This window comes from Erwinia sp. MMLR14_017 (assembly GCF_033657285.1).
Lineage (GTDB): Bacteria > Pseudomonadota > Gammaproteobacteria > Enterobacterales > Enterobacteriaceae > Erwinia.
The window spans coordinates 1-23,424 of record NZ_JAWVWP010000019.1 but is presented as its reverse complement, the minus strand read 5'-3'; the positions used below and the strand labels follow the sequence as shown (position 1 = coordinate 23,424).

At 49.3% G+C, this 23,424-nt stretch carries 40 protein-coding genes; 5 read left to right on the top strand and 35 right to left on the bottom strand.

Features of this window, described 5'->3' with window-relative positions; all coding sequences use genetic code 11:
* Positions 1–60 precede the first annotated feature (60 nt).
* Positions 61–471: a large-conductance mechanosensitive channel protein MscL gene (mscL, locus tag SD961_RS21215; protein ID WP_318792284.1), complete on the top strand. Its 411-nt coding sequence runs from the start codon at positions 61–63 to the stop codon at positions 469–471.
* Positions 472–543: 72 nt separating this feature from the next.
* On the opposite strand, the gene SD961_RS21210 is transcribed toward mscL, so the two are convergent.
* A complete protein-coding gene (locus tag SD961_RS21210) occupies positions 544–1,512 on the bottom strand; it encodes a sugar-binding transcriptional regulator (protein ID WP_318792283.1) in 969 nt (322 codons plus the stop codon).
* A gap of 217 nt (positions 1,513–1,729) precedes the next feature.
* Between SD961_RS21210 and dalD the strand changes: the two genes are divergently transcribed.
* From dalD to SD961_RS21190, 4 genes are read left to right on the top strand one after another with little or no spacing between them, the layout of a single operon-like run.
* Positions 1,730–3,121 carry a D-arabinitol 4-dehydrogenase gene (gene dalD, locus SD961_RS21205; protein WP_318792296.1) on the top strand — a complete coding sequence of 464 codons (1,392 nt, stop codon included), beginning with the start codon at positions 1,730–1,732 and terminating at the stop codon, positions 3,119–3,121.
* Between the two features lie 45 nt (positions 3,122–3,166).
* Positions 3,167–4,126 carry a substrate-binding domain-containing protein gene (locus SD961_RS21200; protein WP_318792282.1) on the top strand — a complete coding sequence of 320 codons (960 nt, stop codon included), beginning with the start codon at positions 3,167–3,169 and terminating at the stop codon, positions 4,124–4,126.
* Positions 4,127–4,172: 46 nt separating this feature from the next.
* Positions 4,173–5,672 carry a sugar ABC transporter ATP-binding protein gene (locus tag SD961_RS21195; protein ID WP_318792281.1) on the top strand — a complete coding sequence of 500 codons (1,500 nt, stop codon included), beginning with the start codon at positions 4,173–4,175 and terminating at the stop codon, positions 5,670–5,672.
* 14 nt (positions 5,673–5,686) lie between these two features.
* Positions 5,687–6,667: an ABC transporter permease gene (locus SD961_RS21190; protein ID WP_318792295.1), complete on the top strand. Its 981-nt coding sequence runs from the start codon at positions 5,687–5,689 to the stop codon at positions 6,665–6,667.
* On the opposite strand, the gene SD961_RS21185 is transcribed toward SD961_RS21190, so the two are convergent.
* The 34 genes from SD961_RS21185 to SD961_RS21020 all read right to left on the bottom strand — a co-directional run.
* Positions 6,645–6,878: an alternative ribosome-rescue factor A gene (locus SD961_RS21185; protein ID WP_318792280.1), complete on the bottom strand. Its 234-nt coding sequence runs from the start codon at positions 6,876–6,878 to the stop codon at positions 6,645–6,647. The two genes, SD961_RS21190 and SD961_RS21185, sit on opposite strands and share 23 nt — an antisense overlap.
* Positions 6,879–6,931: 53 nt before the next feature.
* Positions 6,932–7,351 (bottom strand): Zn(2+)-responsive transcriptional regulator, encoded by a 420-nt coding sequence (gene zntR / locus SD961_RS21180; RefSeq protein WP_318792279.1) that lies wholly within the window; start codon positions 7,349–7,351, stop codon positions 6,932–6,934.
* Positions 7,351–7,722, bottom strand: a complete 372-nt coding sequence (locus tag SD961_RS21175; protein ID WP_318792278.1) for a DUF1992 domain-containing protein — start codon at positions 7,720–7,722, stop codon at positions 7,351–7,353. Before SD961_RS21175 ends, zntR begins: the two co-directional genes overlap by 1 nt.
* A 112-nt stretch (positions 7,723–7,834) precedes the next feature.
* Entirely contained in the window at positions 7,835–8,221 is a 387-nt protein-coding gene (gene rplQ, locus SD961_RS21170; RefSeq protein WP_004160560.1) for a 50S ribosomal protein L17, read from the bottom strand.
* 40 nt (positions 8,222–8,261) lie between these two features.
* Entirely contained in the window at positions 8,262–9,251 is a 990-nt protein-coding gene (locus tag SD961_RS21165; protein WP_034899656.1) for a DNA-directed RNA polymerase subunit alpha, read from the bottom strand.
* Between the two features lie 25 nt (positions 9,252–9,276).
* A complete protein-coding gene (gene rpsD / locus SD961_RS21160) occupies positions 9,277–9,897 on the bottom strand; it encodes a 30S ribosomal protein S4 (RefSeq protein WP_024966594.1) in 621 nt (206 codons plus the stop codon).
* A gap of 32 nt (positions 9,898–9,929) precedes the next feature.
* Complete coding sequence (gene rpsK, locus SD961_RS21155) at positions 9,930–10,319, bottom strand: 30S ribosomal protein S11 (protein ID WP_034899652.1); 390 nt, start codon at positions 10,317–10,319, stop codon at positions 9,930–9,932.
* Positions 10,320–10,335: 16 nt separating this feature from the next.
* A complete protein-coding gene (gene rpsM / locus SD961_RS21150; RefSeq protein WP_306210031.1) occupies positions 10,336–10,692 on the bottom strand; it encodes a 30S ribosomal protein S13 in 357 nt (118 codons plus the stop codon).
* 136 nt (positions 10,693–10,828) lie between these two features.
* Positions 10,829–10,945: a 50S ribosomal protein L36 gene (rpmJ, locus tag SD961_RS21145; protein WP_020322760.1), complete on the bottom strand. Its 117-nt coding sequence runs from the start codon at positions 10,943–10,945 to the stop codon at positions 10,829–10,831.
* A gap of 31 nt (positions 10,946–10,976) precedes the next feature.
* Positions 10,977–12,308 carry a preprotein translocase subunit SecY gene (secY, locus tag SD961_RS21140; RefSeq protein ID WP_318792277.1) on the bottom strand — a complete coding sequence of 444 codons (1,332 nt, stop codon included), beginning with the start codon at positions 12,306–12,308 and terminating at the stop codon, positions 10,977–10,979.
* Between the two features lie 7 nt (positions 12,309–12,315).
* Positions 12,316–12,750 (bottom strand): 50S ribosomal protein L15, encoded by a 435-nt coding sequence (gene rplO / locus SD961_RS21135; protein WP_128178044.1) that lies wholly within the window; start codon positions 12,748–12,750, stop codon positions 12,316–12,318.
* Positions 12,751–12,753: 3 nt separating this feature from the next.
* The gene (rpmD, locus tag SD961_RS21130; RefSeq protein WP_004160569.1) at positions 12,754–12,933 is read right to left on the bottom strand and encodes a 50S ribosomal protein L30; all 180 of its coding nucleotides are present in this window, start codon (positions 12,931–12,933) and stop codon (positions 12,754–12,756) included.
* Between the two features lie 5 nt (positions 12,934–12,938).
* On the bottom strand, positions 12,939–13,439 hold the full coding sequence (gene rpsE / locus SD961_RS21125; protein WP_004160571.1) for a 30S ribosomal protein S5: 501 nt from the start codon (positions 13,437–13,439) through the stop codon (positions 12,939–12,941).
* 14 nt (positions 13,440–13,453) lie between these two features.
* Positions 13,454–13,807, bottom strand: a complete 354-nt coding sequence (rplR, locus tag SD961_RS21120; RefSeq protein WP_306210023.1) for a 50S ribosomal protein L18 — start codon at positions 13,805–13,807, stop codon at positions 13,454–13,456.
* A 9-nt stretch (positions 13,808–13,816) separates the two neighbouring features.
* Entirely contained in the window at positions 13,817–14,350 is a 534-nt protein-coding gene (gene rplF, locus SD961_RS21115; RefSeq protein ID WP_306210021.1) for a 50S ribosomal protein L6, read from the bottom strand.
* 10 nt (positions 14,351–14,360) lie between these two features.
* Positions 14,361–14,753: a 30S ribosomal protein S8 gene (gene rpsH, locus SD961_RS21110; protein WP_147200079.1), complete on the bottom strand. Its 393-nt coding sequence runs from the start codon at positions 14,751–14,753 to the stop codon at positions 14,361–14,363.
* Between the two features lie 30 nt (positions 14,754–14,783).
* Positions 14,784–15,089: a 30S ribosomal protein S14 gene (gene rpsN / locus SD961_RS21105; protein WP_004160578.1), complete on the bottom strand. Its 306-nt coding sequence runs from the start codon at positions 15,087–15,089 to the stop codon at positions 14,784–14,786.
* A 13-nt stretch (positions 15,090–15,102) separates the two neighbouring features.
* Positions 15,103–15,642 carry a 50S ribosomal protein L5 gene (gene rplE / locus SD961_RS21100; RefSeq protein WP_306210017.1) on the bottom strand — a complete coding sequence of 180 codons (540 nt, stop codon included), beginning with the start codon at positions 15,640–15,642 and terminating at the stop codon, positions 15,103–15,105.
* A gap of 14 nt (positions 15,643–15,656) precedes the next feature.
* Complete coding sequence (gene rplX / locus SD961_RS21095; protein WP_020322770.1) at positions 15,657–15,971, bottom strand: 50S ribosomal protein L24; 315 nt, start codon at positions 15,969–15,971, stop codon at positions 15,657–15,659.
* A 10-nt stretch (positions 15,972–15,981) separates the two neighbouring features.
* The gene (gene rplN, locus SD961_RS21090; protein WP_015960712.1) at positions 15,982–16,353 is read right to left on the bottom strand and encodes a 50S ribosomal protein L14; all 372 of its coding nucleotides are present in this window, start codon (positions 16,351–16,353) and stop codon (positions 15,982–15,984) included.
* Positions 16,354–16,779: 426 nt separating this feature from the next.
* Positions 16,780–17,034 carry a 30S ribosomal protein S17 gene (gene rpsQ / locus SD961_RS21085; RefSeq protein ID WP_306210012.1) on the bottom strand — a complete coding sequence of 85 codons (255 nt, stop codon included), beginning with the start codon at positions 17,032–17,034 and terminating at the stop codon, positions 16,780–16,782.
* Entirely contained in the window at positions 17,034–17,225 is a 192-nt protein-coding gene (gene rpmC / locus SD961_RS21080) for a 50S ribosomal protein L29 (RefSeq protein ID WP_013204129.1), read from the bottom strand. Before rpmC ends, rpsQ begins: the two co-directional genes overlap by 1 nt.
* Positions 17,225–17,635, bottom strand: coding sequence for a 50S ribosomal protein L16 (rplP, locus tag SD961_RS21075; RefSeq protein ID WP_002438716.1), 411 nt, complete (start codon positions 17,633–17,635; stop codon positions 17,225–17,227). Before rplP ends, rpmC begins: the two co-directional genes overlap by 1 nt.
* A gap of 12 nt (positions 17,636–17,647) precedes the next feature.
* Positions 17,648–18,346, bottom strand: a complete 699-nt coding sequence (gene rpsC / locus SD961_RS21070; RefSeq protein ID WP_306210007.1) for a 30S ribosomal protein S3 — start codon at positions 18,344–18,346, stop codon at positions 17,648–17,650.
* Between the two features lie 17 nt (positions 18,347–18,363).
* Positions 18,364–18,696: a 50S ribosomal protein L22 gene (gene rplV, locus SD961_RS21065; RefSeq protein ID WP_013204131.1), complete on the bottom strand. Its 333-nt coding sequence runs from the start codon at positions 18,694–18,696 to the stop codon at positions 18,364–18,366.
* Positions 18,697–18,708: 12 nt separating this feature from the next.
* Positions 18,709–18,987: a 30S ribosomal protein S19 gene (rpsS, locus tag SD961_RS21060; protein WP_013204132.1), complete on the bottom strand. Its 279-nt coding sequence runs from the start codon at positions 18,985–18,987 to the stop codon at positions 18,709–18,711.
* A 16-nt stretch (positions 18,988–19,003) separates the two neighbouring features.
* Positions 19,004–19,825, bottom strand: a complete 822-nt coding sequence (gene rplB / locus SD961_RS21055; protein ID WP_306210004.1) for a 50S ribosomal protein L2 — start codon at positions 19,823–19,825, stop codon at positions 19,004–19,006.
* Between the two features lie 17 nt (positions 19,826–19,842).
* The gene (rplW, locus tag SD961_RS21050; RefSeq protein ID WP_105595770.1) at positions 19,843–20,145 is read right to left on the bottom strand and encodes a 50S ribosomal protein L23; all 303 of its coding nucleotides are present in this window, start codon (positions 20,143–20,145) and stop codon (positions 19,843–19,845) included.
* Positions 20,142–20,747 carry a 50S ribosomal protein L4 gene (gene rplD, locus SD961_RS21045; RefSeq protein WP_306210000.1) on the bottom strand — a complete coding sequence of 202 codons (606 nt, stop codon included), beginning with the start codon at positions 20,745–20,747 and terminating at the stop codon, positions 20,142–20,144. Before rplD ends, rplW begins: the two co-directional genes overlap by 4 nt.
* Positions 20,748–20,757: 10 nt before the next feature.
* Positions 20,758–21,387 carry a 50S ribosomal protein L3 gene (rplC, locus tag SD961_RS21040; protein ID WP_318792276.1) on the bottom strand — a complete coding sequence of 210 codons (630 nt, stop codon included), beginning with the start codon at positions 21,385–21,387 and terminating at the stop codon, positions 20,758–20,760.
* A 32-nt stretch (positions 21,388–21,419) separates the two neighbouring features.
* The gene (gene rpsJ / locus SD961_RS21035; protein WP_001181005.1) at positions 21,420–21,731 is read right to left on the bottom strand and encodes a 30S ribosomal protein S10; all 312 of its coding nucleotides are present in this window, start codon (positions 21,729–21,731) and stop codon (positions 21,420–21,422) included.
* Between the two features lie 334 nt (positions 21,732–22,065).
* Complete coding sequence (gene bfr, locus SD961_RS21030; RefSeq protein ID WP_318792275.1) at positions 22,066–22,542, bottom strand: bacterioferritin; 477 nt, start codon at positions 22,540–22,542, stop codon at positions 22,066–22,068.
* Positions 22,543–22,626: 84 nt separating this feature from the next.
* Entirely contained in the window at positions 22,627–22,821 is a 195-nt protein-coding gene (bfd, locus tag SD961_RS21025; RefSeq protein ID WP_318792274.1) for a bacterioferritin-associated ferredoxin, read from the bottom strand.
* Between the two features lie 167 nt (positions 22,822–22,988).
* On the bottom strand, positions 22,989–23,424 hold a 436-nt coding region (locus SD961_RS21020), incomplete at its 5' end, for an EF-Tu/IF-2/RF-3 family GTPase (protein ID WP_318792273.1).

The following is a 23,424-nucleotide window of genomic DNA, read 5'->3' as shown; positions in this document are numbered from 1 at the left end:
TAATGGAAAAAGCGCGATCGTTTGTTAAACTTAACAGTTGGCACAGGAAAGGAGATAACAATGAGTTTATTCAAAGAGTTTCGCGATTTTGCGATGCGCGGCAACGTTGTCGACCTGGCGGTCGGTGTCATTATTGGTGCTGCATTCGGTAAAATCGTTTCTTCTCTGGTGGCGAATATTATTATGCCACCGCTGGGGTTACTGATTGGTGGGGTTGATTTCAAATCATTCGCCTGGGTATTAAAGCCAGCCGTTGGCGATACACCGGCCGTTATCATGCAGTATGGTATTTTTATCCAGACGGTATTTGATTTCATCATCGTAGCCTTCGCCATCTTTATGGCGGTGAAACTGATGAACAAACTGCACAAGAAGAAAGAAGTGGAAAAACCTGCGCCGAAGCCAAGTGCGGAAGAGACTCTGCTTACGGAAATTCGCGACTTGCTGAAACAGCAAAAAACCGGGAACTAATCGCTCTCTGAGCAGATGAAAATCAGTCCAGGTTTACAGACCTTCTGCCCGCGGGCGGGAGGTTTTTTTATCCTACAACGTTTTCCTTGTTGACCACTCCTCTCTCAGTAAATAGCGTGCCGTCTCTTCATCCGTAATTAATCCATTAATCCATCTTCCCCTTAGTACGGCTTCAATCGCCTGATGTTTAGCAGGCCCACCCGCAAAGGCCAGCGTTGGCCTGGTCGGCCCTGATGGTAGGACGATGCTGGTTAAACGCTGCTGTAGCTCACTTTCTATCTGCACACCCTCTGCATCAATAATATGGCCTACTATCTCCGCCACAGCGCCTTTTTTCAGCAGCCTTTCCAGCTCCTGCGGCAGAATAAACCCCTGATGCAGGAGTGGGCAGTTTTCTGCAATATCGCCGATCCCCAGAAAGGTCACATCGGCCATGCGGGCTTTTTCAGTGACCAATTTATAAATCCTGTTATGGCACCACAACGCACGATCGCGTGCGTCATCAGCATACATTGGGGCCGGCACAATAAAATATTTCCCGGCGGTTTTTTCCGCCATGCACAGTGGCACATCATACCGCGTAGTTGTTCCATCCGCCGTCATCACCCCAAGCAGGGAAACACAATGGTGCTGGGAACCGGCAAGCTCAGGCATTTTTTCAATCGCCATGCGCAGCGTCCTGCCTGAACCCAGCGCAACCGTCATTCCCTGCCTGACAGAAAGCAGCCTGGCCATGACGGTTGCCGCAGCAGAGGTAATCATCCTCTGGCACGCTGCGGATGCCAGCCCCGTCGAAGGCACTACCTGACAAAGGTATAAATGGTGCTTCAGGGCCAGCTCAGAGGCTAATCTCTGGCATTCCGGCACGGCATGCATAATATCAAAAGAGATCAAATTATCTGCCAGAGCAGCTGCAATCAGACGCTGTACAACCTGTCGCGAGATGCCAAGAGAATCGGCTATCTGATGCTGAGTATTGCCAGTGATGTAATACATCCATGCAGCCCGGGCTGCATAATCGGTTTTGTCCCTGTTCTTCATCTTCTGCTCCAGCCTGGCCTCATCGGTTTATTCGCCGGTTCAGGGGCGAATGACCTCACGCTACCGCAAATCAAGAAATTTTTTTAACGTTTAACACACAAATTAATCACATTTGTGAGCTAATGCTCTTTTAAGGGGCAATTATTCATTTAGGCTGCATGGACTTGCAAAAGCCCTTTCGATGGGCAAAAGACCATTCAGGGGGATAATCATGGCGATGCATCAGACTTTTCAATGGCTACATATCGGAGCCGGTTCTTTTCATCGTGCTCATCAGGCCTGCTACCTGCATCGTCTGCAGCAACAGCAGAGCGGCAGTGAGGGTGAGTGGAATATTGCCCTGGGCAACATTCGGGATGATGCGGAAACGCTGCTGGCCACCCTGGCCCGGCAAAAAGGGGAATATGTACTCGAAACCGTTTCCCCCGCAGGAGAACGGGAGTATGAAAAAATTACCGTTATCAAAAAAATTGTTCCGTGGGACAACAAATTGACAGCCCTGGTTGCTGAAGGTGCTGCGCCCGAAACCAAAGTCATCTCCTTTACCGTAACCGAGGGCGGATACTATCTTGATTCGCACAGAGTCCTGGATAAAAGTAACGATGATATTCAGCAGGATCTCAATGGGGCAGCCCGTACCATCTACGGTGCTATAGCGCATATCCTGCAGCGCAGAATGGAGCAGCAAGCTGGTCCGGTCACCCTGTTGTGCTGTGACAATGTGCGGCATAACGGCCAGCATTTTTATGATGGCCTGGTACAGTTTCTCACCCTGCGCCAACAAGATGTTTTACTGAAATGGCTGGCAAAAGCGGTGACCACACCTAATACCATGGTGGACCGTATTACTCCGCGCCCGTCGCCGGATATTGCCGCCAGGGTAAAATCAGCGCTGGGCATTAACGATGCAGCGCCTGTTATGGCAGAGTCTTTTATTCAATGGGTGATAGAAGATAACTTCGCGACCGATCGCCCCGCCCTGGAAAAAGTAGACGTCGCGTTGGTAAGCAACGTAAATGATTATGAAGAAGCCAAAACGCGCATTCTTAATGCCAGCCACAGTGCCATTGCCTGGGCAGGAACCTTGCAGGGGCTGACTTTTATTGATGAAAGCACAAGCGTAGAAACGCTATATCAACTGGCCTGGGACTATGTCACTGAAGATGTTATTCCCTGTCTGCTCCCTTCCCCGCTTGAGCTGGAAAGCTACCGGGATGTGGTTCTGGAGCGGTTCAGTAATCCCTATATTAAAGACACTAACCAGCGTGTCGCCGCTGATGGCCTTTCCAAAATTCCTGGTTTTATTACTCCCACGTTGATCACCCGCTATGAACAGGGTGCGGTACCCCGTGCTTGCGCGAAACTTCCTGCGCTCTTTTTCCTGTTTATGCGCCGTTGGCACGAAGGTTCGCTTCCCTACCGCTATGAGGATGGCATTCTCGACACCAATCGCGTTAACGGTTGGTATCAGAGTGAAGATCCCGTCAAAACTTTTGCCAGCGATCGGGCACTTTTCGCCACCCTTGCTGGTGAAGCGAATTTCATTGAGCTGATGCGTGAAAGTATTGAGACCGTTGAAAAAGAAGTGCTGGCTCCAAAGCATCAATAAGAAGATGACATTCTGCCCTGACCCGACGACTAAAGAGGATTAAAAATGAAAAAGCTTTTAGTGTGCATGCTGTTGGCTGGCGCGGCCACCTCATTATCCGCAAGCGCTGCCGAGCAACTTAAAATCGGTTTTGCCAACCGCACCCTTAATGGCGCCTTCTTCAATGGATTAACTGAATACATGAAAATCCATGCGAAAGAGAAAGGTTACGATCTGGTGACTACTGATGCGCGTGGTGACCTGAATAAACAGATAGCAGATGTTGAGGATATGCTTTCTCAGGGGATTAACTATCTGGTGCTTAATCCACAAGATCCTGAAGCGGGTCAGCGCATTGTTAAAATGGCAGATCGGGCCAAAGTACCGGTCGTGATCATCGACAGTGATATTTCTTTAAATGCCAAAGTCATTACCCGCGTACAGGCTAATAATGCTGAAAACAACAGGCAATTAGGGGCCTTTGCGGTAAGCCAGTTTGGTGATAAGCCAATGAACTGCGTCTTAATCAGCGGGAATGCCGGTAACCTGGTCGGCCAGGCACGTAGCGATAACTTCCTGAAAGGCGTGACGGAAGCGCAGGAGAAAAAATATGGTCATAAGCAGCTAACCGTTCTGAGCCAGGGTTGGGGTAACTGGGACCAGCAAGGGGGCCTTAAAGCAATGGAAGATATAATCGTTGCCCAGGGAAATAAAATTAACTGCGTGTACAGCGAGATGGATGATATGGCTTTGGGTGCCATCCGCGCACTGAAAGCGGCCAATAAACTGGATCAGGTCAAAGTCTATGCTCACGATGGCTATAAAAAAGGTCTGGAAGCCGTAGAGAAAGGCGAGCTACAGGCTACCGCATCGAACAATCCTGACCTGCTTACCCGCGACACGTTAAATATCATTGAACAATATCAGGGAGGCAAAAAAGAGTTTCCCCCATATAGCTATATCCCGACGATTGTAATTACTAAAGATAACGTGGCTAAGTATTACAAAGCCGATGCGATTTTCTGACGTCATATTCCCCCTCTCCAGAGGGGGACAGGTATGAGGGCAAAACGTGAACCAGTATGCAATTGATGTTCAACAGGTAAAAAAGAGCTTTGGCGGAGTCCATGCTCTTAAAGCCATTAATTTGCAGGTGCGTACCGGCACTATACACGCCATCATCGGAGAGAATGGCGCAGGTAAGTCAACCCTGATGAAAATATTGTCCGGCATCTATATCAAGGACAGTGGGAAGATATTTATTCATGGTGAGGAGAAAAACTTCACAACGCCCGCCCACAGTAAAGAGAGCCGAATTGGGATTATTTACCAGGAGCTGGCGCTCTCACCCGATCTGTCGGTTGCAGAAAATATCTTTCTGGACGACCTGGGCGGCGGGAAAGGCATTGTTCGCTGGAAAAAACTCAATCAGCGCGCTGCGCATATCCTTAATGAGTTGGGTTTTTCTATCGATCCACGCAGGCGAACAGGTGATTTAAGCGTTGCTTATCAACAAATGGTGGAGATTGCGAAGTCGCTGGCGAAAGATGTGAATATTTTAATCCTTGATGAGCCTTCAGCGGTGCTTTCAGGCAAAGAGGTGGCAATTCTTTTTGAGCAACTTCGCAAGCTTAAATCACGCGGTGTAACCATTATCTATATCTCCCATCGTCTGGAAGAGTTAATGGCGATCGCAGATGAAATTACGGTGATAAAAGATGGTGAAACCGTAGTGACGTTAGATCCCGCCACCTGTAGCGAAGAAGATATTATCACCAATATGGTGGGAAGAAAGTTGGAAAGCCTTTACCCGGAAAAAGGCTGGCCCGGAGAGAGAGTAATATTAGAAGTTAAGGATCTTTCCACACGATCGTTGTTAAAAAACGTCAATCTGACACTACGTAAAGGTGAAGTGGTGGGCCTTGCAGGCCTGATTGGTTCAGGACGAACAGAAATTGCACGCTGTCTGTTTGGCATCGATAAGATGTCCACAGGTACGATATTAAAAGAAGGCAAAATAATCGAGACCGGATCGCCTGCGCAGGCAATGAGTCATGGGATCGGGCTTGTTCCTGAAAGCCGTAAAGAACAGGGCGCAATTCTGGTTCGCCCAATTCGGGAAAATATGACGCTGACCAACCTCAGTATGATCAGCCGGATGTGGGGATTTATTCATCGTGTGCGGGAACAAGAAGTCAGTCAGTCCCTGCGTAAAAAACTCAATATCAAATTAGGTTCTGTGGACGATACTATCGCCAGTCTTAGCGGAGGCAATCAACAAAAGGTGGTAATTGCCAAATGGTTAAACACTGACTGCAATATTCTTATTCTTGATGAACCTACTCGTGGCGTAGATGTGGGTGCGAAAGTTGAAATTTATAACATTATCCATCAACTGGCAAAACGTGGTTATTCCATCCTCGTTATCTCATCAGAACTGGTCGAGGTTATCAATTTGAGCCATCGTGTCTATGTCATGAGCGAGGGCCAGGTGACTAAAGAACTGACTGGCGATGAGATATCAGAACAAAATATTATGCGCTATGCGATCCCTAAAAGCAGCGTAGCCTGAGGAATTAACAGATGATGCAATCAATCACCAAAGAAAAAGAGAATGTCGGTTTTAACTCTAAAAAGCGCCTTGGCCGTTTTTTATTAGATAACTCCACTGTGCTGGTCTTTATCTGTATGCTTATTGTGGCTGCTTTCCTCTCTGACCGTTTTTACAGCGCAGATAATATTACCAACGTTTTACGCCAGAGTGTTCCACTGGGGCTGGCTGCATTGGGTTTGCTGTTTGTCATTCTCACGGGTGGCATTGATTTGTCAATCGGCTCAATCATGGCGTTTGTCTCCGTGGTGGTTGGCCTGATGATACCCGACATAGGTTTGTGGCCAGCAATAGTTGCAGGCGTGGGGATGGTAACGTTAATGGGCACCTTCTCAGGGATGCTGGTGACCTGGTTTAATATCGCCCCTTTTATTGCCACGTTAGCGATGATGACGATCGCCCGTGGTCTGGCCCTGATAATCTCTAATGGTCAGCCGGTCTTTATCGATAATGATGCTTTTGTTAATTTCGGCACCGGATATCTGTTCGGTATACCTCTTCCGGTATATATACTGCTGGGCTTCGCGATCCTTTGTCAGTTAGTTTATAAAAACTCAGTATTTGGCCGTCTGGTCATTTCCATCGGTTCAAATGAGATGGCGACACGCTTTGCCGGTATACGCGTCAATGTTTATAAATTAGCCGTTTATGCCATCAGCGCGTTTGGCTGCGGGATTGCTGGGATTATTTCAGCCACGCGCACCGGCGTTGGTTCACCGGTTCTCTCCATAGGCTTTGAGCTGGATGTTATCGCTGCAGTGGTGGTAGGAGGAGCAAGTCTTGCTGGCGGGCGCGGAAATGTGGTCAATACGCTTATCGGGGTATTTATCCTGAGCATGATATCTAACCTGATGAACCTGATGAATATTTCCGGTTATAACCAACAGGTAGTGAAGGGTGTAATTATTATTATCGCCGTCATGGTCGAGAGTATTAAATCACGCGCTCGTGCCTGACCCGATCCCTCGGCAATGTCAGAAGGCCAGTGGTAAAGCTCTCTTTACCACTGGCCTCCCAGTTACTCTTCTTAGCATGTTTCGCTTTACGCCGGAAACTGCCCTTACCTTTATGATTTGTTTCAATACGTACTTTAAAGAGCGGATCGTGCAGTAACGCCTCTATCGCGTTATCACGAATAACGCCCTTTTTATGTTGATAACCAGCCATGTTTTTTTCCTTCGATGAATGTTGGCAAAATATAGATCCCGCTGCTGCAAAAATCAACCGGCTGAAACAACGTCCCCCTTCTCCAGCGCTTCAAGAATAGAGCAGCAGACGCTGCTATGTGCGGTTCCGCAGCAGGCATCGTTCAATCTTTTCAGCGACCGCTGCATATTCTGCAGTTCCGCGATCCTTTCTTCCACTTCACTCAGTCGGGACTGAACAATCGTTTTAGACTGCTGACAAGTATGATGTTCAGGATCAACACGGATGGAAAGAAGTTCTCTGATGGCTTCCAGACTAAAACCAAGCTGTCTGCCATAGCGAATAAACTTCAGGCGCTGAAGATCGTTATCACTGTAAAGTCGAAAGCCACCTTCTGTGCGAATTTCATGATCCATCATTTGCTGCTTTTCGTAATAGCGAATGGTGTCAGGGGTGACCTCTGCCAGCTTAGCCAGCTGTCCGATTTTGAACATTATTCATCTCCACTGAAGCGGTGATTGACCTGGTTGGCGTAGTCACCATGCAAGAATGTAGTACTCATGCCAGCCTGCTGAAGCTTAACTTCAAGCAGTAAAAGACGCTTAACATGTTGCTCATAACGATGATCCTGCGGATCGATGCTCGCCAGGAGTTGATCGAGTTCAACAGCCTCCCGACGCATTTCAAGTTCCGGAGGAAGATAGCCTGAGTTTTTCATCAAACGGTATGCTGCGCGAAGCTCCTGCGGCACATGGCTGTCATCGTCAAGCTGCAGTTTTTTACCGCTGCCGGAGAGATTATCCAGGTCGCCGTTTTTTTGTGCTTCAGCGATGTGCTGCTCTACTAAGCTATCGATTAGCCACATAATGACCTCACTGCCATGATTTAGAGGAAACAGAATAGCGCGGGAAAAGGGAGAGAGGAATTTCAGACATAAAAAAACCGGGCAAGCCCGGTTTTTTCCTTAGTGCAACAGATTACTCTGCTACAGCTTCTGCTTGAGCTTCTGGACGATCAACCAACTCGATGTAAGCCATCGGAGCGTTGTCACCAGCGCGGAAGCCACACTTCAAAATGCGAGTGTAACCACCGGCACGGCTCGCAAAACGCGGGCCCAGCTCGTTAAACAGTTTTGCCACGATCTCGTTATCACGAGTACGGGCGAATGCCAGACGACGATTAGCTACGCTGTCGGTCTTGGCAAGAGTAATCAGCGGCTCAACTACACGACGCAGCTCTTTCGCTTTTGGCAGGGTCGTCTTGATAATCTCGTGACGAACCAAAGAGCCAGCCATGTTGCGGAACATAGCCTGGCGATGGCTGCTGTTGCGGTTCAGTTGACGACCACTCTTACGATGGCGCATGACCTTATCCTTCTCAGTGAAACCTTAACCTGTGATCGGTTTATTCATCAGCGATGCTAGCGGGTGGCCAGTTTTCCAGGCGCATGCCCAGTGACAGACCACGAGAAGCCAGCACATCTTTAATCTCGGTAAGAGATTTTTTGCCGAGGTTAGGCGTTTTAAGCAGCTCAACCTCGGTACGCTGTACCAGATCACCGATGTAGTGGATAGCTTCTGCCTTAAGGCAGTTAGCAGAGCGGACAGTCAATTCCAGATCGTCAACAGGGCGCAGCAAGATCGGATCGAATTCTGGTTTCTCTTCTTTCACTTCCGGCTGACGTACATCACGTAAGTCAACGAAAGCTTCAAGTTGTTCTGCCAGGATGGTAGCCGCACGGCGGATCGCTTCTTCAGGATCAATAGTGCCGTTGGTTTCCATTTCGATGACCAGCTTGTCCAGGTCAGTACGCTGTTCTACACGCGCTGCTTCAACATTGTAGGCAATACGCTCTACAGGGCTATAGCAGGCGTCGACCAACAGACGACCGATCGGGCGCTCATCTTCTTCCGAATGAATTCGGGCAGAAGCCGGCACATAACCACGACCACGCTGAATTTTGATACGCATGCTGATAGCGGCGTTCTCATCAGTCAGGTGGCAGATCACGTGCTGCGGCTTGACGATTTCGACATCACCATCATGGGTGATATCGGCTGCAGTCACAGGGCCAATGCCAGATTTATTCAAGGTAAGGATAACTTCATCTTTCCCCTGAACTCTTACCGCCAGCCCTTTCAGGTTGAGCAGGATTTCCAGGATATCTTCCTGTACGCCCTCTTTGGTGCTGTACTCATGTAGTACACCATCAATTTCAACCTCGGTCACCGCGCAACCCGGCATTGATGAAAGCAGAATACGGCGCAGTGCGTTACCAAGAGTATGGCCAAAGCCACGCTCTAAAGGCTCAAGGGTCACCTTGGCGTGCGTCGAACTCACTTGCTCGATATCTACCAGGCGCGGTTTTAGAAACTCTGTCACAGAACCCTGCATTGTGTCCTCTCTTTGGTACTAAGCTTTACTTGGAGTAAAGCTCGACGATCAGGTGTTCGTTAATGTCCGCAGACAGATCGGTACGTTCAGGAATACGTTTGAACACACCTTCCATCTTAGTCGCATCAACTTCCAGCCAGGTTGGCTTTTCACGCTGTTCAGCCAGCTCCAGAGCGGCTTTCACGCGAGACTGCTTTTTGGCTTTCTCACGGATGCTAACAACGTCATTCGGAGTTACCTGATAAGAAGCGATGCTGACAACGCGACCATTTACCATGATAGATTTGTGGCTAACCAGCTGACGTGCTTCTGCACGAGTGGCGCCAAAGCCCATACGGTAAACAACGTTATCCAGACGACCTTCCAGCAGAGCTAACAGGTTTTCACCCGTGTTGCCTTTCAGACGTGCTGCTTCTTTATAATAGTTACGGAACTGACGCTCCAGCACGCCGTACATACGACGAACTTTCTGCTTTTCACGTAACTGTACGCCATAATCAGACAGACGCGGTTTACGCGCACCGTGCTGACCAGGAGCTTGTTCAATCTTACACTTGGTATCAATCGCGCGAACGCCTGACTTCAAAAAGAGGTCGGTACCTTCGCGACGGCTCAGCTTGAGCTTAGGACCCAAATATCTTGCCATTTTCTTTCTCCAACATTCCTAAAAAACGGGCGTTATACGCGACGTTTTTTCGGCGGACGACAACCGTTGTGAGGGATCGGAGTCACATCAGTAATATTCGTGATGCGGAAACCAGCAGCGTTCAGAGCACGAATCGTTGATTCGCGGCCTGGACCAGGACCCTTAACCATAACTTCCAGGTTCTTAATACCGTACTCTTTCACGGCGTCGGCACAGCGCTCGGCAGCAACCTGAGCTGCAAACGGAGTGGACTTACGAGAACCACGGAAACCGGAACCACCGGCTGTTGCCCAACCCAACGCGTTACCCTGACGATCGGTAATAGTCACGATGGTGTTGTTAAAAGACGCATGGACATGAGCCACGCCATCAGAGACTTGCTTTCTTACACGCTTACGTGCACGAACTGGTGCCTTTGCCATTATTCAATCACCCCGATTATTTCTTGATCGGTTTACGCGGACCCTTGCGGGTACGTGCGTTGGTCTTGGTACGCTGACCGCGCACTGGAAGACCACGACGATGACGTAAACCACGATAGCAGCCAAGGTCCATAAGACGCTTGATGCTCAGGGTGACTTCACGACGCAGATCGCCTTCAACAACAAATTTTGCAACTGCATCACGCAGAATGTCGATTTGTTCTTCAGACAGCTCACTGATCTTAACATTTTCAGCGATTCCCGTATTTGCACAGATAGCCTGTGAACGGGTCTTGCCGATACCGAAGATTGCAGTTAATGCAATGACAGTATGTTTATGATCAGGAATGTTAATGCCTGCTATACGGGCCACTATGCACTCCTATTAAATTACTTATGCGTCCCATGCCGAAAAGCCCGTTTTCAGGATACTCAAATGGAAACGCACAGACATACAAAAGATTGGCTGGCTAATCTAGCCAGCTCAACCCGACTTTGCAAGAAAAATATTAGCCCTGACGCTGTTTATGCTTAGGCTCGGCGCTGCAAATCACACGTACGACACCATCACGACGGACGATTTTGCAGTTACGACATAATTTCTTGACGGAAGCACGAACTTTCATTTTTACTCTCCGTAACTTCTTAAGCGCCTGATTATCGGCCGTAGCCTTTCAGGTTTGCTTTCTTCAATGCAGACTCGTACTGACTGGACATCATCAGAGTTTGCACTTGAGCCATAAAGTCCATGATGACAACCACCACAATCAGCAGTGATGTACCACCGAAATAGAATGGGACTTTCATCGCATCACGCATGAACTCCGGGATCAGGCAGATGAAAGTAATGTAGAGCGCACCAACCAGAGTCAGGCGAGTCATTACTTTATCGATGTATCTAGCCGTCTGTTCTCCCGGACGAATTCCTGGTACAAATGCACCGGACTTCTTCAGGTTATCTGCTGTTTCACGCGGGTTGAACACCAGCGCAGTGTAGAAGAAACAGAAGAAGATGATTGCAGTCGCATAGAGTAACACATAAAGCGGTTGTCCGGGCTGCAAATACATCGAAATAGTCGTCAGCCAGTTCCAACCGGTACCGCCCCCGAACCAGGAAGCAATGGTTGCCGGGAACAGAATAATGCTGGAAGCAAAGATTGCCGGTATAACGCCAGCCATGTTCACTTTCAACGGTAAATGTGTGCTCTGTGCAGCATAGACACGACGGCCTTGCTGACGTTTCGCATAGTTCACCACAATGCGGCGTTGACCACGCTCAACGTAAACAACGAAGAAGGTCACTGCAAATACGAGAACTGCAACCAACAGCAACAGGAGGAAGTGCAGGTCGCCTTGCCTTGCTTGCTCGATAGTATGGCCAACGGCCGGCGGCAAACCCGCAACAATACCAGCGAAGATAATGATTGAGATGCCGTTACCGATACCTCGTTCAGTAATCTGTTCACCCAGCCACATCAGGAACATTGTTCCTGTGACCAGGCTGACAACAGCAGTAAAGTAGAAAGCAAAGCCTGGGTTTAACACCAGGCCCTGCATTCCAGGCATATTCGGCAGACCGGTAGCAATACCAATAGACTGAAATATACCCAATACTAACGTACCGTAACGGGTGTACTGGCTAATCTTACGACGGCCAGCCTCCCCTTCTTTCTTGATCTCTGCCAACGCCGGATGAACCACCGTCAGCAGCTGGATAATAATAGAGGCCGAAATATACGGCATAATACCCAGAGCAAAAATAGAAGCACGGCTGAGAGCACCACCAGAGAACATGTTAAACATTTCAATGATGGTGCCACGCTGTTGCTCAAGCAGTTTGGCAAGTACAGTGGCATCAATACCAGGGATCGGAATAAAAGAACCAATACGGAAAACAATTAGCGCACCAATCACAAACAGAAGTCTGCGTTTTAGTTCGCCAAAACCGCCTTTGGCACTTTGAAAATCTAATCCTGGTTGCTTAGCCATCTGCTACTTATTCCTCAATTTTACCGCCAGCAGCTTCGATTGCAGCACGAGCGCCTTTAGTGACACGCAGACCGCGAACCGTTACCGGTGCAGAGACTTCGCCAGACAGGATAACTTTAGCGAATTCAATCTGAATACCGATAATGTTAGCTGCTTTCAGCGTGTTCAGGTCGACGATACCGCCTTCAACTTTCGCCAGGTCAGACAGACGCACTTCTGCGGTTACTGCTGCTTTGCGAGAGGTGAAACCGAATTTCGGCAGACGACGGTACAGAGGCATCTGACCACCTTCGAAACCGCGACGTACGCCACCGCCAGAACGAGAGTTCTGACCTTTGTGACCACGACCACCGGTCTTACCGAGGCCAGAACCAATACCACGACCTAAACGTTTAGGAGCGTGCTTAGACCCTTCGGCCGGAGACAGAGTATTTAAACGCATCTGTTACTCCTCCACTTTAACCATGTAGGAAATCGCGTTAACCATACCGCGTACAGCTGGCGTGTCTTCACGCTCTACGGTGTGGTTAATACGACGCAGACCCAGGCCAAGCAGCGTTGCCTTGTGTTTTGGCAAACGACCGATCGAACTGCGGGTTTGAGTAATCTTAATAGTCTTAGCCATGGTCATTACCCCAGAATGTCTTCAACGGATTTGCCACGCTTGGCAGCGACCATTTCTGGGGAATTCATGTTGGCCAGGCCATCCAGCGTTGCACGAACCACGTTAATCGGGTTAGTGGAACCGTAGGCTTTAGCCAGAACGTTATGAACCCCAGCAACTTCCAGTACGGCGCGCATTGCACCGCCGGCGATGATACCGGTACCTTCAGAAGCCGGCTGCATGAACACGCGAGACCCAGTATGCACGCCTTTAACAGGGTGCTGCAGGGTGCCGTTGTTCAGCGCGACGTTAATCATATTGCGACGAGCTTTTTCCATCGCTTTCTGGATCGCTGCTGGAACTTCACGCGCTTTTCCGTAACCAAAACCGATACGACCGTTACCGTCGCCAACCACTGTCAAAGCAGTGAAGGAGAAGATACGACCGCCTTTAACGGTTTTAGATACGCGATTTACCGCGATCAGCTTTTCCTGCAGTTCGCCAGCTTGTTTTTCGATGTGTGCCATCTTACACCTCTACCTTAGAACTGTAGGCCAGCTTCACGGGCAGCATCTGCCAGTGCCTGGACACGACCATGATATTGGAAACCAGAGCGGTCGAAAGAAACATTTGTAATGCCTTTTTCGATTGCGCGCTCAGCGACTGCTTTACCAACAGCTGCGGCGGCGTCTTTGTTTCCTGTGTACTTCAGTTGCTCACCGATTGCTTTTTCTACTGTAGAAGCAGCAACCAGGATTTCAGAACCGTTTGGAGCAATTACCTGTGCGTAAATATGACGCGGGGTACGATGTACCACCAGGCGAGTTGCACCCAGCTCTTTGAGCTTGCGGCGTGCGCGGGTCGCACGACGGATACGAGCAGATTTCTTATCCATAGTGTTACCTTACTTCTTCTTAGCCTCTTTGGTACGCACGACTTCGTCGGCGTAACGAACACCCTTGCCTTTATAAGGCTCAGGACGACGGTAGGCGCGCAGATCTGCTGCTACCTGACCAATCAGCTGTTTATCAGCGCCTTTCAGCACGATTTCAGTCTGAGTTGGACATTCAGCAGTGATTCCGGCAGGCAGCGCATGTTCAACAGGGTGAGAAAAGCCCAGGGCCAGACTCACAGCGTTGCCTTTAATGGCTGCACGATAACCTACACCAACCAGCTGCAACTTCTTAGAGAAGCCTTCGGTAACACCGATAACCATACTGTTCAACAATGCACGAGAAGTACCAGCCTGCGCCCAACCATCCGTGAAGCCTTCGCGCGGGGCGAAAGTCAGGGTGTTGTCAGCATGCTTTACTTCTACAGCAGCGTTAAGAGTACGAGTCAGCTCGCCGTTTTTACCTTTAATCGAAATAACCTGACCGTCGAGTTTTACCTCTACGCCGGCAGGAATCACGACAGGTGCTTTAGCAACACGAGACATAAATTCCTCCTTAAGCTACGTAGCAGATAATTTCGCCACCAAGACCAGCCTGGCGCGCTGCACGATCGGTCATAACACCTTTAGAGGTAGAAACAACAGCGATACCCAGTCCTGCCATAACTTTTGGCAGCTCGTCTTTGCGTTTGTAGATGCGCAGACCTGGACGACTAACACGCTGAATGCTTTCTACCACAGCCTTGCCCTGGAAATACTTAAGAGTCAGTTCCAGTTCTGGCTTGGTGTCGCCTTCGATTTTAAATTCTTCGATATATCCTTCTTCCTTCAGCAGCTTGGCAATAGCCAATTTCAGCTTGGAGGAAGGCATGGTCACCGCAACTTTGTTCGCGGCTTGACCGTTACGGATACGGGTCAGCATATCCGCGATCGGATCTTGCATGCTCATCTGTATTTACTCCCGTGATTCAATTGGTAATTACCAGCTAGCCTTTTTCAAGCCTGGTACTTCACCGCGCATGGCGGCTTCACGTAACTTGATGCGGCTCAACCCGAATTTGCCCACATAACCATGTGGACGGCCAGTTTGGCGGCAGCGCTTGCGCTGACGAGACGGGCTGGAATCACGCGGCAGAGTTTGCAGCTTGAGAACAGCATTCCAACGATCTTCGTCGGATGAGTTCACACTAGAAATGATAGCTTTCAGTTCCTCGCGTTTAGCGCGGTACTTGTCAGCCAGTTTCACGCGAACGACTTCGCGTGCTTTCATCGATTGCTTAGCCATCAGTAACCCTGCCTTACTTGCGGAACGGGAAGTTAAAAGCAGCCAACAGTGCGCGGCCTTCATCATCAGATTTCGCAGTAGTGGTAATGGTGATATCCAAACCACGAACGCGGTCGACTTTGTCATAGTCGATCTCTGGGAAGATGATCTGCTCACGAACGCCCATGCTGTAGTTACCACGGCCATCGAAAGACTTAGCGGACAAGCCACGGAAGTCACGAATACGTGGAACAGCAATAGAAATCAGACGCTCAAAGAACTCCCACATGCGTTCACCACGCAGAGTCACTTTACAGCCGATCGGATAGCCCTGACGGATTTTGAAGCCTGCAACTGATTTGCGTGCTTTGGTGATAAACGGCTTTTGACCGGAGATTGCTGCTAAGTCAGCTGCTGCGTTATCCAGCAGTTTCTTATCAGCGATCGCTTCACCAACACCCATGTTCAGGGTGATCTTCTCGACCCGAGGGACTTGCATGACAGAAATGTAGTTAAACTCAGTCATGAGTTGTTTAACTACTTCGTCTTTGTAGTAATCATGCAGTTTCGCCATCGTACTACTCCAAATTACTTGATAGTTTCGCTGTTAGATTTGAAGAAACGGACTTTTTTGCCGTCTTCGAATCTAAAGCCTACACGGTCAGCCTTACCGGTGGCAGTGTTGTAAAGCGCAACGTTAGAAACCTGAATAGCAGCTTCTTTTTCAACGATGCCGCCTGGTTGGTTCAGGGCCGGGACCGGCTTCTGATGTTTCTTAACCAGGTTGATACCTTCAACAATGACCTTGCCAGAAGACAGGACATTTTTAACTTTACCGCGCTTACCTTTATCTTTGCCGGTCAGCACGATAACTTCGTCATCGCGACGGATTTTAGCTGCCATTTTTCGCTCCTTAGAGTACTTCTGGTGCCAGAGAGATAATTTTCATGAACTTTTCAGTACGAAGTTCACGAGTTACCGGCCCAAAAATACGCGTACCGATTGGCTGCTCACTGTTATTATTTAAAATAACGCATGCATTGCCATCGAAGCGAATGACAGAACCGTCCGGGCGACGAACACCCTTCCTGGTGCGCACCACTACCGCTTTCAGCACATCACCTTTCTTAACCTTACCGCGAGGAATTGCTTCCTTGATGGTAATTTTGATGATATCGCCTACGCCTGCATAGCGACGGTGCGAGCCACCCAGAACCTTGATACACATTACGCGACGTGCACCGGAGTTGTCGGCGACGGTCAGCATAGTCTGTTCTTGGATCATTTCAGTGCTCCGCTTATGTCAACTACTACTTCGGGACCTTGAATCAGGTCGTATATAAAACCCCACAAATGAGGGCGCAGCATTATAACACCGCTTCCAAATTATGGATAGAGAAAAAATTACACTAATGGGGATACTTGATAAATCAGGCGAGCGCAGCATTCTACACATCCCCGCAGCCTGATTCAACCTTATATACCCTTCTGTCCTGAGGATATCGCTGTCAAAGCTCCCTGCGGCGGTAAAAGCGCGCCAGACAGAGGCTGATCATCGGCATTCTCACTCATAACCGGCTTGGTGAGCAGGCCAGAAAAAAAGCAAAAAAATATCCGGGGTCGGAAGACACCGGATATTCCTTTAGAGATGCAATCGGCAGGAAACCTGCCGATTGCAATTTCGCTAATTTGTAGCGGGCTTGAGGCCCGATTACATAATAGCTTTCTCGATAACGCGAACCAGAGTCCAGGACTTAGTCTTGGACAGCGGACGGCATTCGCGGATTTCAACCACGTCGCCGATACCGCATTCGTTGTTCTCGTCATGTACGTGCAGTTTAGTCGTACGCTTGATGAATTTACCGTAAATAGGGTGTTTCACAAAACGTTCGATAGCAACGGTCATGGATTTCTCCATTTTGTCACTAGTCACACGACCTTGCAGAGTACGGATTTTATCGGTCATTACGCACCCGCCTTCTCAGTCAGTAAAGTCTTAACGCGTGCAACATCACGACGCACTTGCTTCAACAGATGAGACTGTTGCAGCTGGCCGGATGCCGCCTGCATGCGCAGGTTAAACTGCTCACGCAGCAGGTTTAGCAGCTCAGTGTTCAGCTCTTCAACGCTTTTTTCACGCAGCTCAGTTGCTTTCATTACATCACCGTCTTAGTTACAAAGGTGGTTTTGATAGGCAGTTTTGCTGCTGCCAGCTTGAATGCTTCACGGGCAAGCTCTTCCGGAACGCCGTCCATTTCATACAGGACTTTACCCGGCTGGATCAAGGCAACCCAATACTCCACGTTACCTTTACCTTTACCCATACGCACTTCCAGCGGCTTCTCGGTAATTGGTTTGTCCGGGAATACACGGATCCAAATTTTACCTTGACGCTTAACTGCACGGGTCATAGCACGACGTGCTGCTTCGATCTGACGAGCGGTCAGACGACCACGGCCAACAGCTTTCAAACCGAAAGTACCGAAGCTAACATCCGTGCCCTGCGCCAGACCACGGTTGCGGCCTTTATGCACTTTACGGAATTTTGTACGCTTTGGTTGTAACATCAGCGACTCTCCTTACTTACGGCTTTTACGCTGCTGCTTTTTAGGTTGAGCAGCCGGTTCCGGTTGTTCAACAGCAGCCATACCACCCAGGATCTCACCTTTGAAGATCCATACCTTAACGCCGATTACACCATAAGTGGTGTGCGCTTCAGAGGTGTTGTAGTCAATGTCAGCACGCAGGGTGTGCAACGGCACGCGGCCTTCACGGTACCATTCGGTACGCGCGATTTCAGCACCGCCCAGACGGCCACTAACTTCAACTTTGATCCCTTTAGCGCCCAGACGCATTGCGTTCTGTACAGCACGCTTCATAGCACGACGGAACATCACACGACGCTCCAGCTGTGAAGTGATGCTGTCAGCAACCAATTTAGCGTCCAGTTCCGGCTTACGGACTTCAGCGATATTGATCTGTGCAGGAACGCCAGCGATATCCGCTACGACCTTGCGCAGTTTTTCTACGTCTTCGCCTTTCTTACCGATAACGATACCAGGGCGAGCAGTGTGAATGGTCACACGGATGCTCTTAGCTGGACGCTCGATAACGATACGAGATACAGACGCTTTAGCCAGTTCTTTAGTCAGGAACTGACGTACTTTAAAGTCGCTGTCCAGGTTGTCAGCGAATTCTTTGGTATTGGCGAACCAGGTAGAGTTCCAGGGTTTAACAATACCCAGGCGAATACCATTAGGATGTACTTTCTGACCCATTGCTAGTCTCCAGAGTCTCAGCGATCGGACACAACCACAGTAATGTGGCTGGTGCGCTTCAGGATGCGATCTGCACGACCTTTTGCACGAGGCATAATGCGCTTCATGCTTGGGCCTTCGTCTACGAAGATCTTCGTAACTTTCAGATCATCAATGTCAGCGCCATCGTTGTGCTCGGCGTTAGCAATGGCAGATTCCAGAACCTTCTTGACCAGTACAGCCGCTTTCTTGTTGGTGTAGGTCAAAATGTCCAGAGCCTGCGACACGTTCTTACCGCGTACAAGATCTGCTACCAGGCGAACCTTCTGAGCAGAAGAACGAGCGTGGCGATGTTTAGCGATAGTTTCCATCTCTTCCTCCTGTTAGCGTTTCTTGGCTTTCTTATCAGCCGTGTGGCCGCGATAAGTACGAGTCGGTGCAAATTCACCCAGTTTGTGGCCGACCATTTCGTCGGAAACAAAGACAGGAACGTGCTGACGACCATTATGGACAGCGATGGTCAAACCGATCATGTTAGGGAAGATCGTTGAACGACGGGACCAGGTGCGCAAAGGCTTCTTGTCTCCGCTTTCCACCGCTTTCTCTACCTTCTTCAGCAAGTGCAGGTCAATAAAAGGACCTTTCTTGAGAGAACGTGGCATGGCTTATCCTCTAAAATTATTTGCTACGGCGACGTACGATAAATTTATCAGTACGCTTGTTGCTGCGGGTCTTCTTACCTTTGGTCTGAACGCCCCACGGAGTTACCGGGTGCTTACCAAAGTTACGACCTTCACCACCACCGTGTGGGTGGTCGACTGGGTTCATCGCAGTACCGCGAACGGTAGGACGAACACCACGCCAACGAGCAGCACCGGCTTTACCCAGAACGCGAAGCATATGCTCAGCGTTACCGACTTCGCCCAGGGTTGCGCGGCAGTCGATTTCGACTTTACGCATTTCGCCTGAACGCAGACGCAGGGTGACGTAGGAACCTTCACGCGCAACGATCTGCACGTAAGCACCAGCTGAGCGAGCAATCTGTCCGCCTTTGCCTGGTTTCATTTCTACGTTATGCACGGTAGAACCCACTGGGATGTTACGCATAGGCAGGGTGTTACCTGCTTTGATCGCAGCATCAACGCCAGACTGAATCTGGTCGCCAGCTTTCAGGCCTTTAGGGGCCAGGATGTAACGGCGCTCGCCATCTTTGTACAGAACCAGTGCGATGTTCGCAGAGCGGTTCGGATCGTACTCAAGACGTTCAACGGTTGCCGGGATACCATCTTTATTGCGTTTAAAGTCAATAATACGGTAAGCCTGCTTGTGACCACCACCGATATGACGGGTAGTGATGCGACCATTGTTATTACGGCCACCGGATTTGCTGTTTTTTTCTACCAGCGGGGCGAATGGTTTGCCCTTGTGCAGCTCCGCATTCACCACTTTAACTACATGGCGACGACCCGGAGATGTCGGTTTACACTTAACAACTGCCATTGTTCTTCTCCTCCGACTTACTCAGCGCCGCCGACGAAGTCCAGATTCTGGCCTTCTTTCAGGGTGACGTAAGCTTTTTTCCAGTCGTTACGACGACCAATACGCTGTCCGGAACGTTTAACTTTCCCTTTAACTACCAGGGTGTTAACGACCTCTACTTCCACTTCGAAAAGCTTCTGTACAGCGGCTTTGATTTCTGCTTTGGTCGCGTCTTTAGCAACTTTGAGAACGATGGTGTTGGTTTTTTCCATCGCAGCAGACGCTTTTTCAGATACGTGCGGCGCGCGCAGTACTTTCAGCAGACGTTCTTCACGGATCATGCCAGCATCTCCTCAACTTGCTTAACTGCGTCAGCAGTCATAACGACTTTGTCGAAGGCGATCAGGCTAACTGGGTCGATACCCGCTGCATCACGTACGTCAACCTTGTACAGGTTGCGAGCGGCCAGGAACAGGTTCTCTTCCAGTTCGCCAGTGATGATCAGCACGTCTTCCAGAGCCATGTCTTTCAGTTTCTCTACCAGCAGCTTAGTTTTAGGCGCTTCAATAGAGAACTGCTCGACAACGATCAGACGATCTTGACGTACCAGTTCGGACAGGATGCTTTTCAGCGCGCCGCGGTACATCTTTTTGTTAACTTTTTGACTGTGGTCCTGCGGCTTTGCAGCGAAGGATACACCACCGGAACGCCAGATTGGGCTCTTTACAGAACCTGCACGCGCACGGCCGGTACCTTTCTGGCGCCACGGCTTTTTGCCGGAACCAGTAACTTCAGCACGGGTCTTCTGAGCGCGAGTACCTTGACGGGCACCTGCTGCATACGCAACAACAACCTGATGTACCAGCGCTTCGTTGAAATCACGACCGAAGGTAGTTTCGGAAACAGTCAGCGCGCTTTGCGCGTCTTTCAATACTAATTCCATTGCTATCCCCTTACGCCTTCACAGCTGGTTTAACAATCAGGTCGCTACCGGTAGCACCGGGAACTGCACCTTTAACCAGCAGCAGGTTGCGCTCAGCGTCAACGCGTACTACGTCCAGGCTCTGAACGGTTACGCGCTCATTACCCAGCTGGCCTGCCATTTTCTTGCCTTTGAACACTTTGCCCGGAGTCTGGTTCTGACCGATAGAACCCGGAACGCGGTGAGACAAGGAGTTACCGTGAGTAGCATCCTGAGTACGGAAGTTCCAGCGCTTAACAGTACCGGCAAAACCTTTACCTTTAGATGTACCAGTCACGTCAACTTTTTTCACGTCAGCGAAAATATCAACGTTAATGCTCTGACCTACGGTGAACTCTGCGCCTTCAGCGGTACGGAATTCCCACAGACCACGGCCAGCTTCAACGCCAGCTTTAGCAAAATGGCCTGCTTCAGGCTTAGTTACACGGTTAGCTTTTTTAGCACCGGCAGTTACCTGGATAGCAGTGTAGCCGTCGTTTTCCAGGCTCTTAACCTGAGTTACGCGGTTTGCTTCAATTTCAATCACGGTTACTGGGATAGAAACGCCATCTTCTGTGAAGATACGAGTCATGCCCACTTTTTTACCGACTAAACCAATCATTGTTTCAACCTCTCAATCGCTCAATGACCTGATTAACCCAGGCTGATCTGCACGTCTACACCTGCAGCCAGATCCAGACGCATCAGAGCATCAACCGTTTTTTCAGTTGGCTCAACGATGTCAACCAGACGCTTGTGAGTACGAATTTCGTACTGATCGCGCGCATCTTTATTGACGTGCGGAGAGATCAGAACGGTAAAACGCTCTTTGCGGGTCGGCAGCGGGATTGGACCACGTACCTGCGCACCAGTGCGCTTGGCAGTCTCAACGATTTCCGCAGTTGATTGATCAATCAGACGATGATCAAACGCTTTAAGACGGATACGGATTCTTTGGTTCTGCATGAGACCAGAGCTCCAATTATTTATAAACGAAAAGATTACTACTCATACCCATTACGATTGATGGGAGAGTGTAATCGTCTGCACATAACTCCCCTATTGGGAGTATTGTCAGGTGAGCGGATTGCTCGCCTGCGGTTCAGATTGAACCGGGCCGTCATTTCTGACAAGCCCGCGCATTATACGTGCCTGAGCACATAAAGCAACCTGTTTATCGGGAGGAGTGAATAAGCCGGGCGGGAAACATAAGGTATCAGTCGGGTTCAGAAACAGTAACGCCGCTGAAAGCTCTGTTTCAGCGGCGTAAATTTATACAGCGTCATCTCTCTGTCCTGTACTACTCTTCTACTTTAATTTGTGACTGCAGATAATTCTGGATGCCAATTTTGCTTATCAGGTCGAGTTCAGTTTCCAGAAAATCGATATGATGCTCTTCATCTTCCAGAATGGTAATCATCATATCCCGGCTGACGTAGTCATGGACCTTGTCTGCATAGGCTATTGCTTCCCGAAGATCCCTTGCTCCTTCCAGTTCAAGCTGCAAATCTGACTTCAGCATCTCTTCCACATCTTCCCCGATACGCAGCCTGCCAAGATCCTGCAAATTGGGAATGCCTTCCAGAAAAAGTATGCGTTCTATGTACTTGTCCGCATGCTTCATCTCATCGATAGACTCATGGTATTCGATATCGTTTAAGCGCATCAGTCCCCAGTTTTTGAACATCCGCGCGTGCAGGAAATACTGATTCACAGCAACTAACTCATTTCCAAGCAATTTATTGAGATGACTTATGATTTTTATATCGCCCTTCATTTTGTTTCCTCCGCTTCCAGTTAATTAGATCGTAGATGCGGATTGAAGGAAGTCAAAAAAGCATGACAAATTGCAGGGAGATTATCAGGCAATCTCTTTGTATTGCGGAACGTGCTGTAGCTCCTGGTCCATAATTTCACGCGCGGCACGGATGCATTTGCCACACTGCTTGCCAACCGGAACCAGTTGACGAAGTTGTTGTATCGATTTGGGCTGGTAACGGCGAACCACCGCACGGATGGTTTTATCACTGACGGCATTACACAAACAGACGTACATTTTGCTACTCCAGTCTATTTTCTCACCTTAGTGTAAATGCGAATAGTTTTTATTACAATGCTGACTGCTGCGTTCTGGCTAAATTACAGGCATAAAAAAAGAGCACCGAAGTGCTCTTTTTATTTGCTATGACGGAGACCTGCCCCGCCATTTCAAATTATCAGCGATTAAGCGATAACTTTAGCAACAACGCCCGCACCAACAGTACGGCCGCCTTCACGGATTGCAAAACGCAGACCGTCATCCATCGCGATTGGGTGGATCAGGGTAACAACCATTTTGATGTTGTCACCAGGCATTACCATCTCAACGCCTTCTGGCAGTTCAATGGTACCGGTCACGTCAGTAGTACGGAAGTAGAACTGCGGACGGTAGCCTTTGAAGAACGGAGTATGACGGCCGCCTTCGTCTTTAGACAGAATATAAACTTCTGACTCGAACTTGGTGTGTGGCTTGATGGTGCCTGGCTTAGCCAGTACCTGTCCACGCTGAATGTCTTCGCGCTTGATACCACGCAGCAGAACACCACAGTTTTCGCCTGCACGACCTTCGTCCAGCAGCTTACGGAACATTTCAACACCGGTACAGGTTGATTTCACGGTA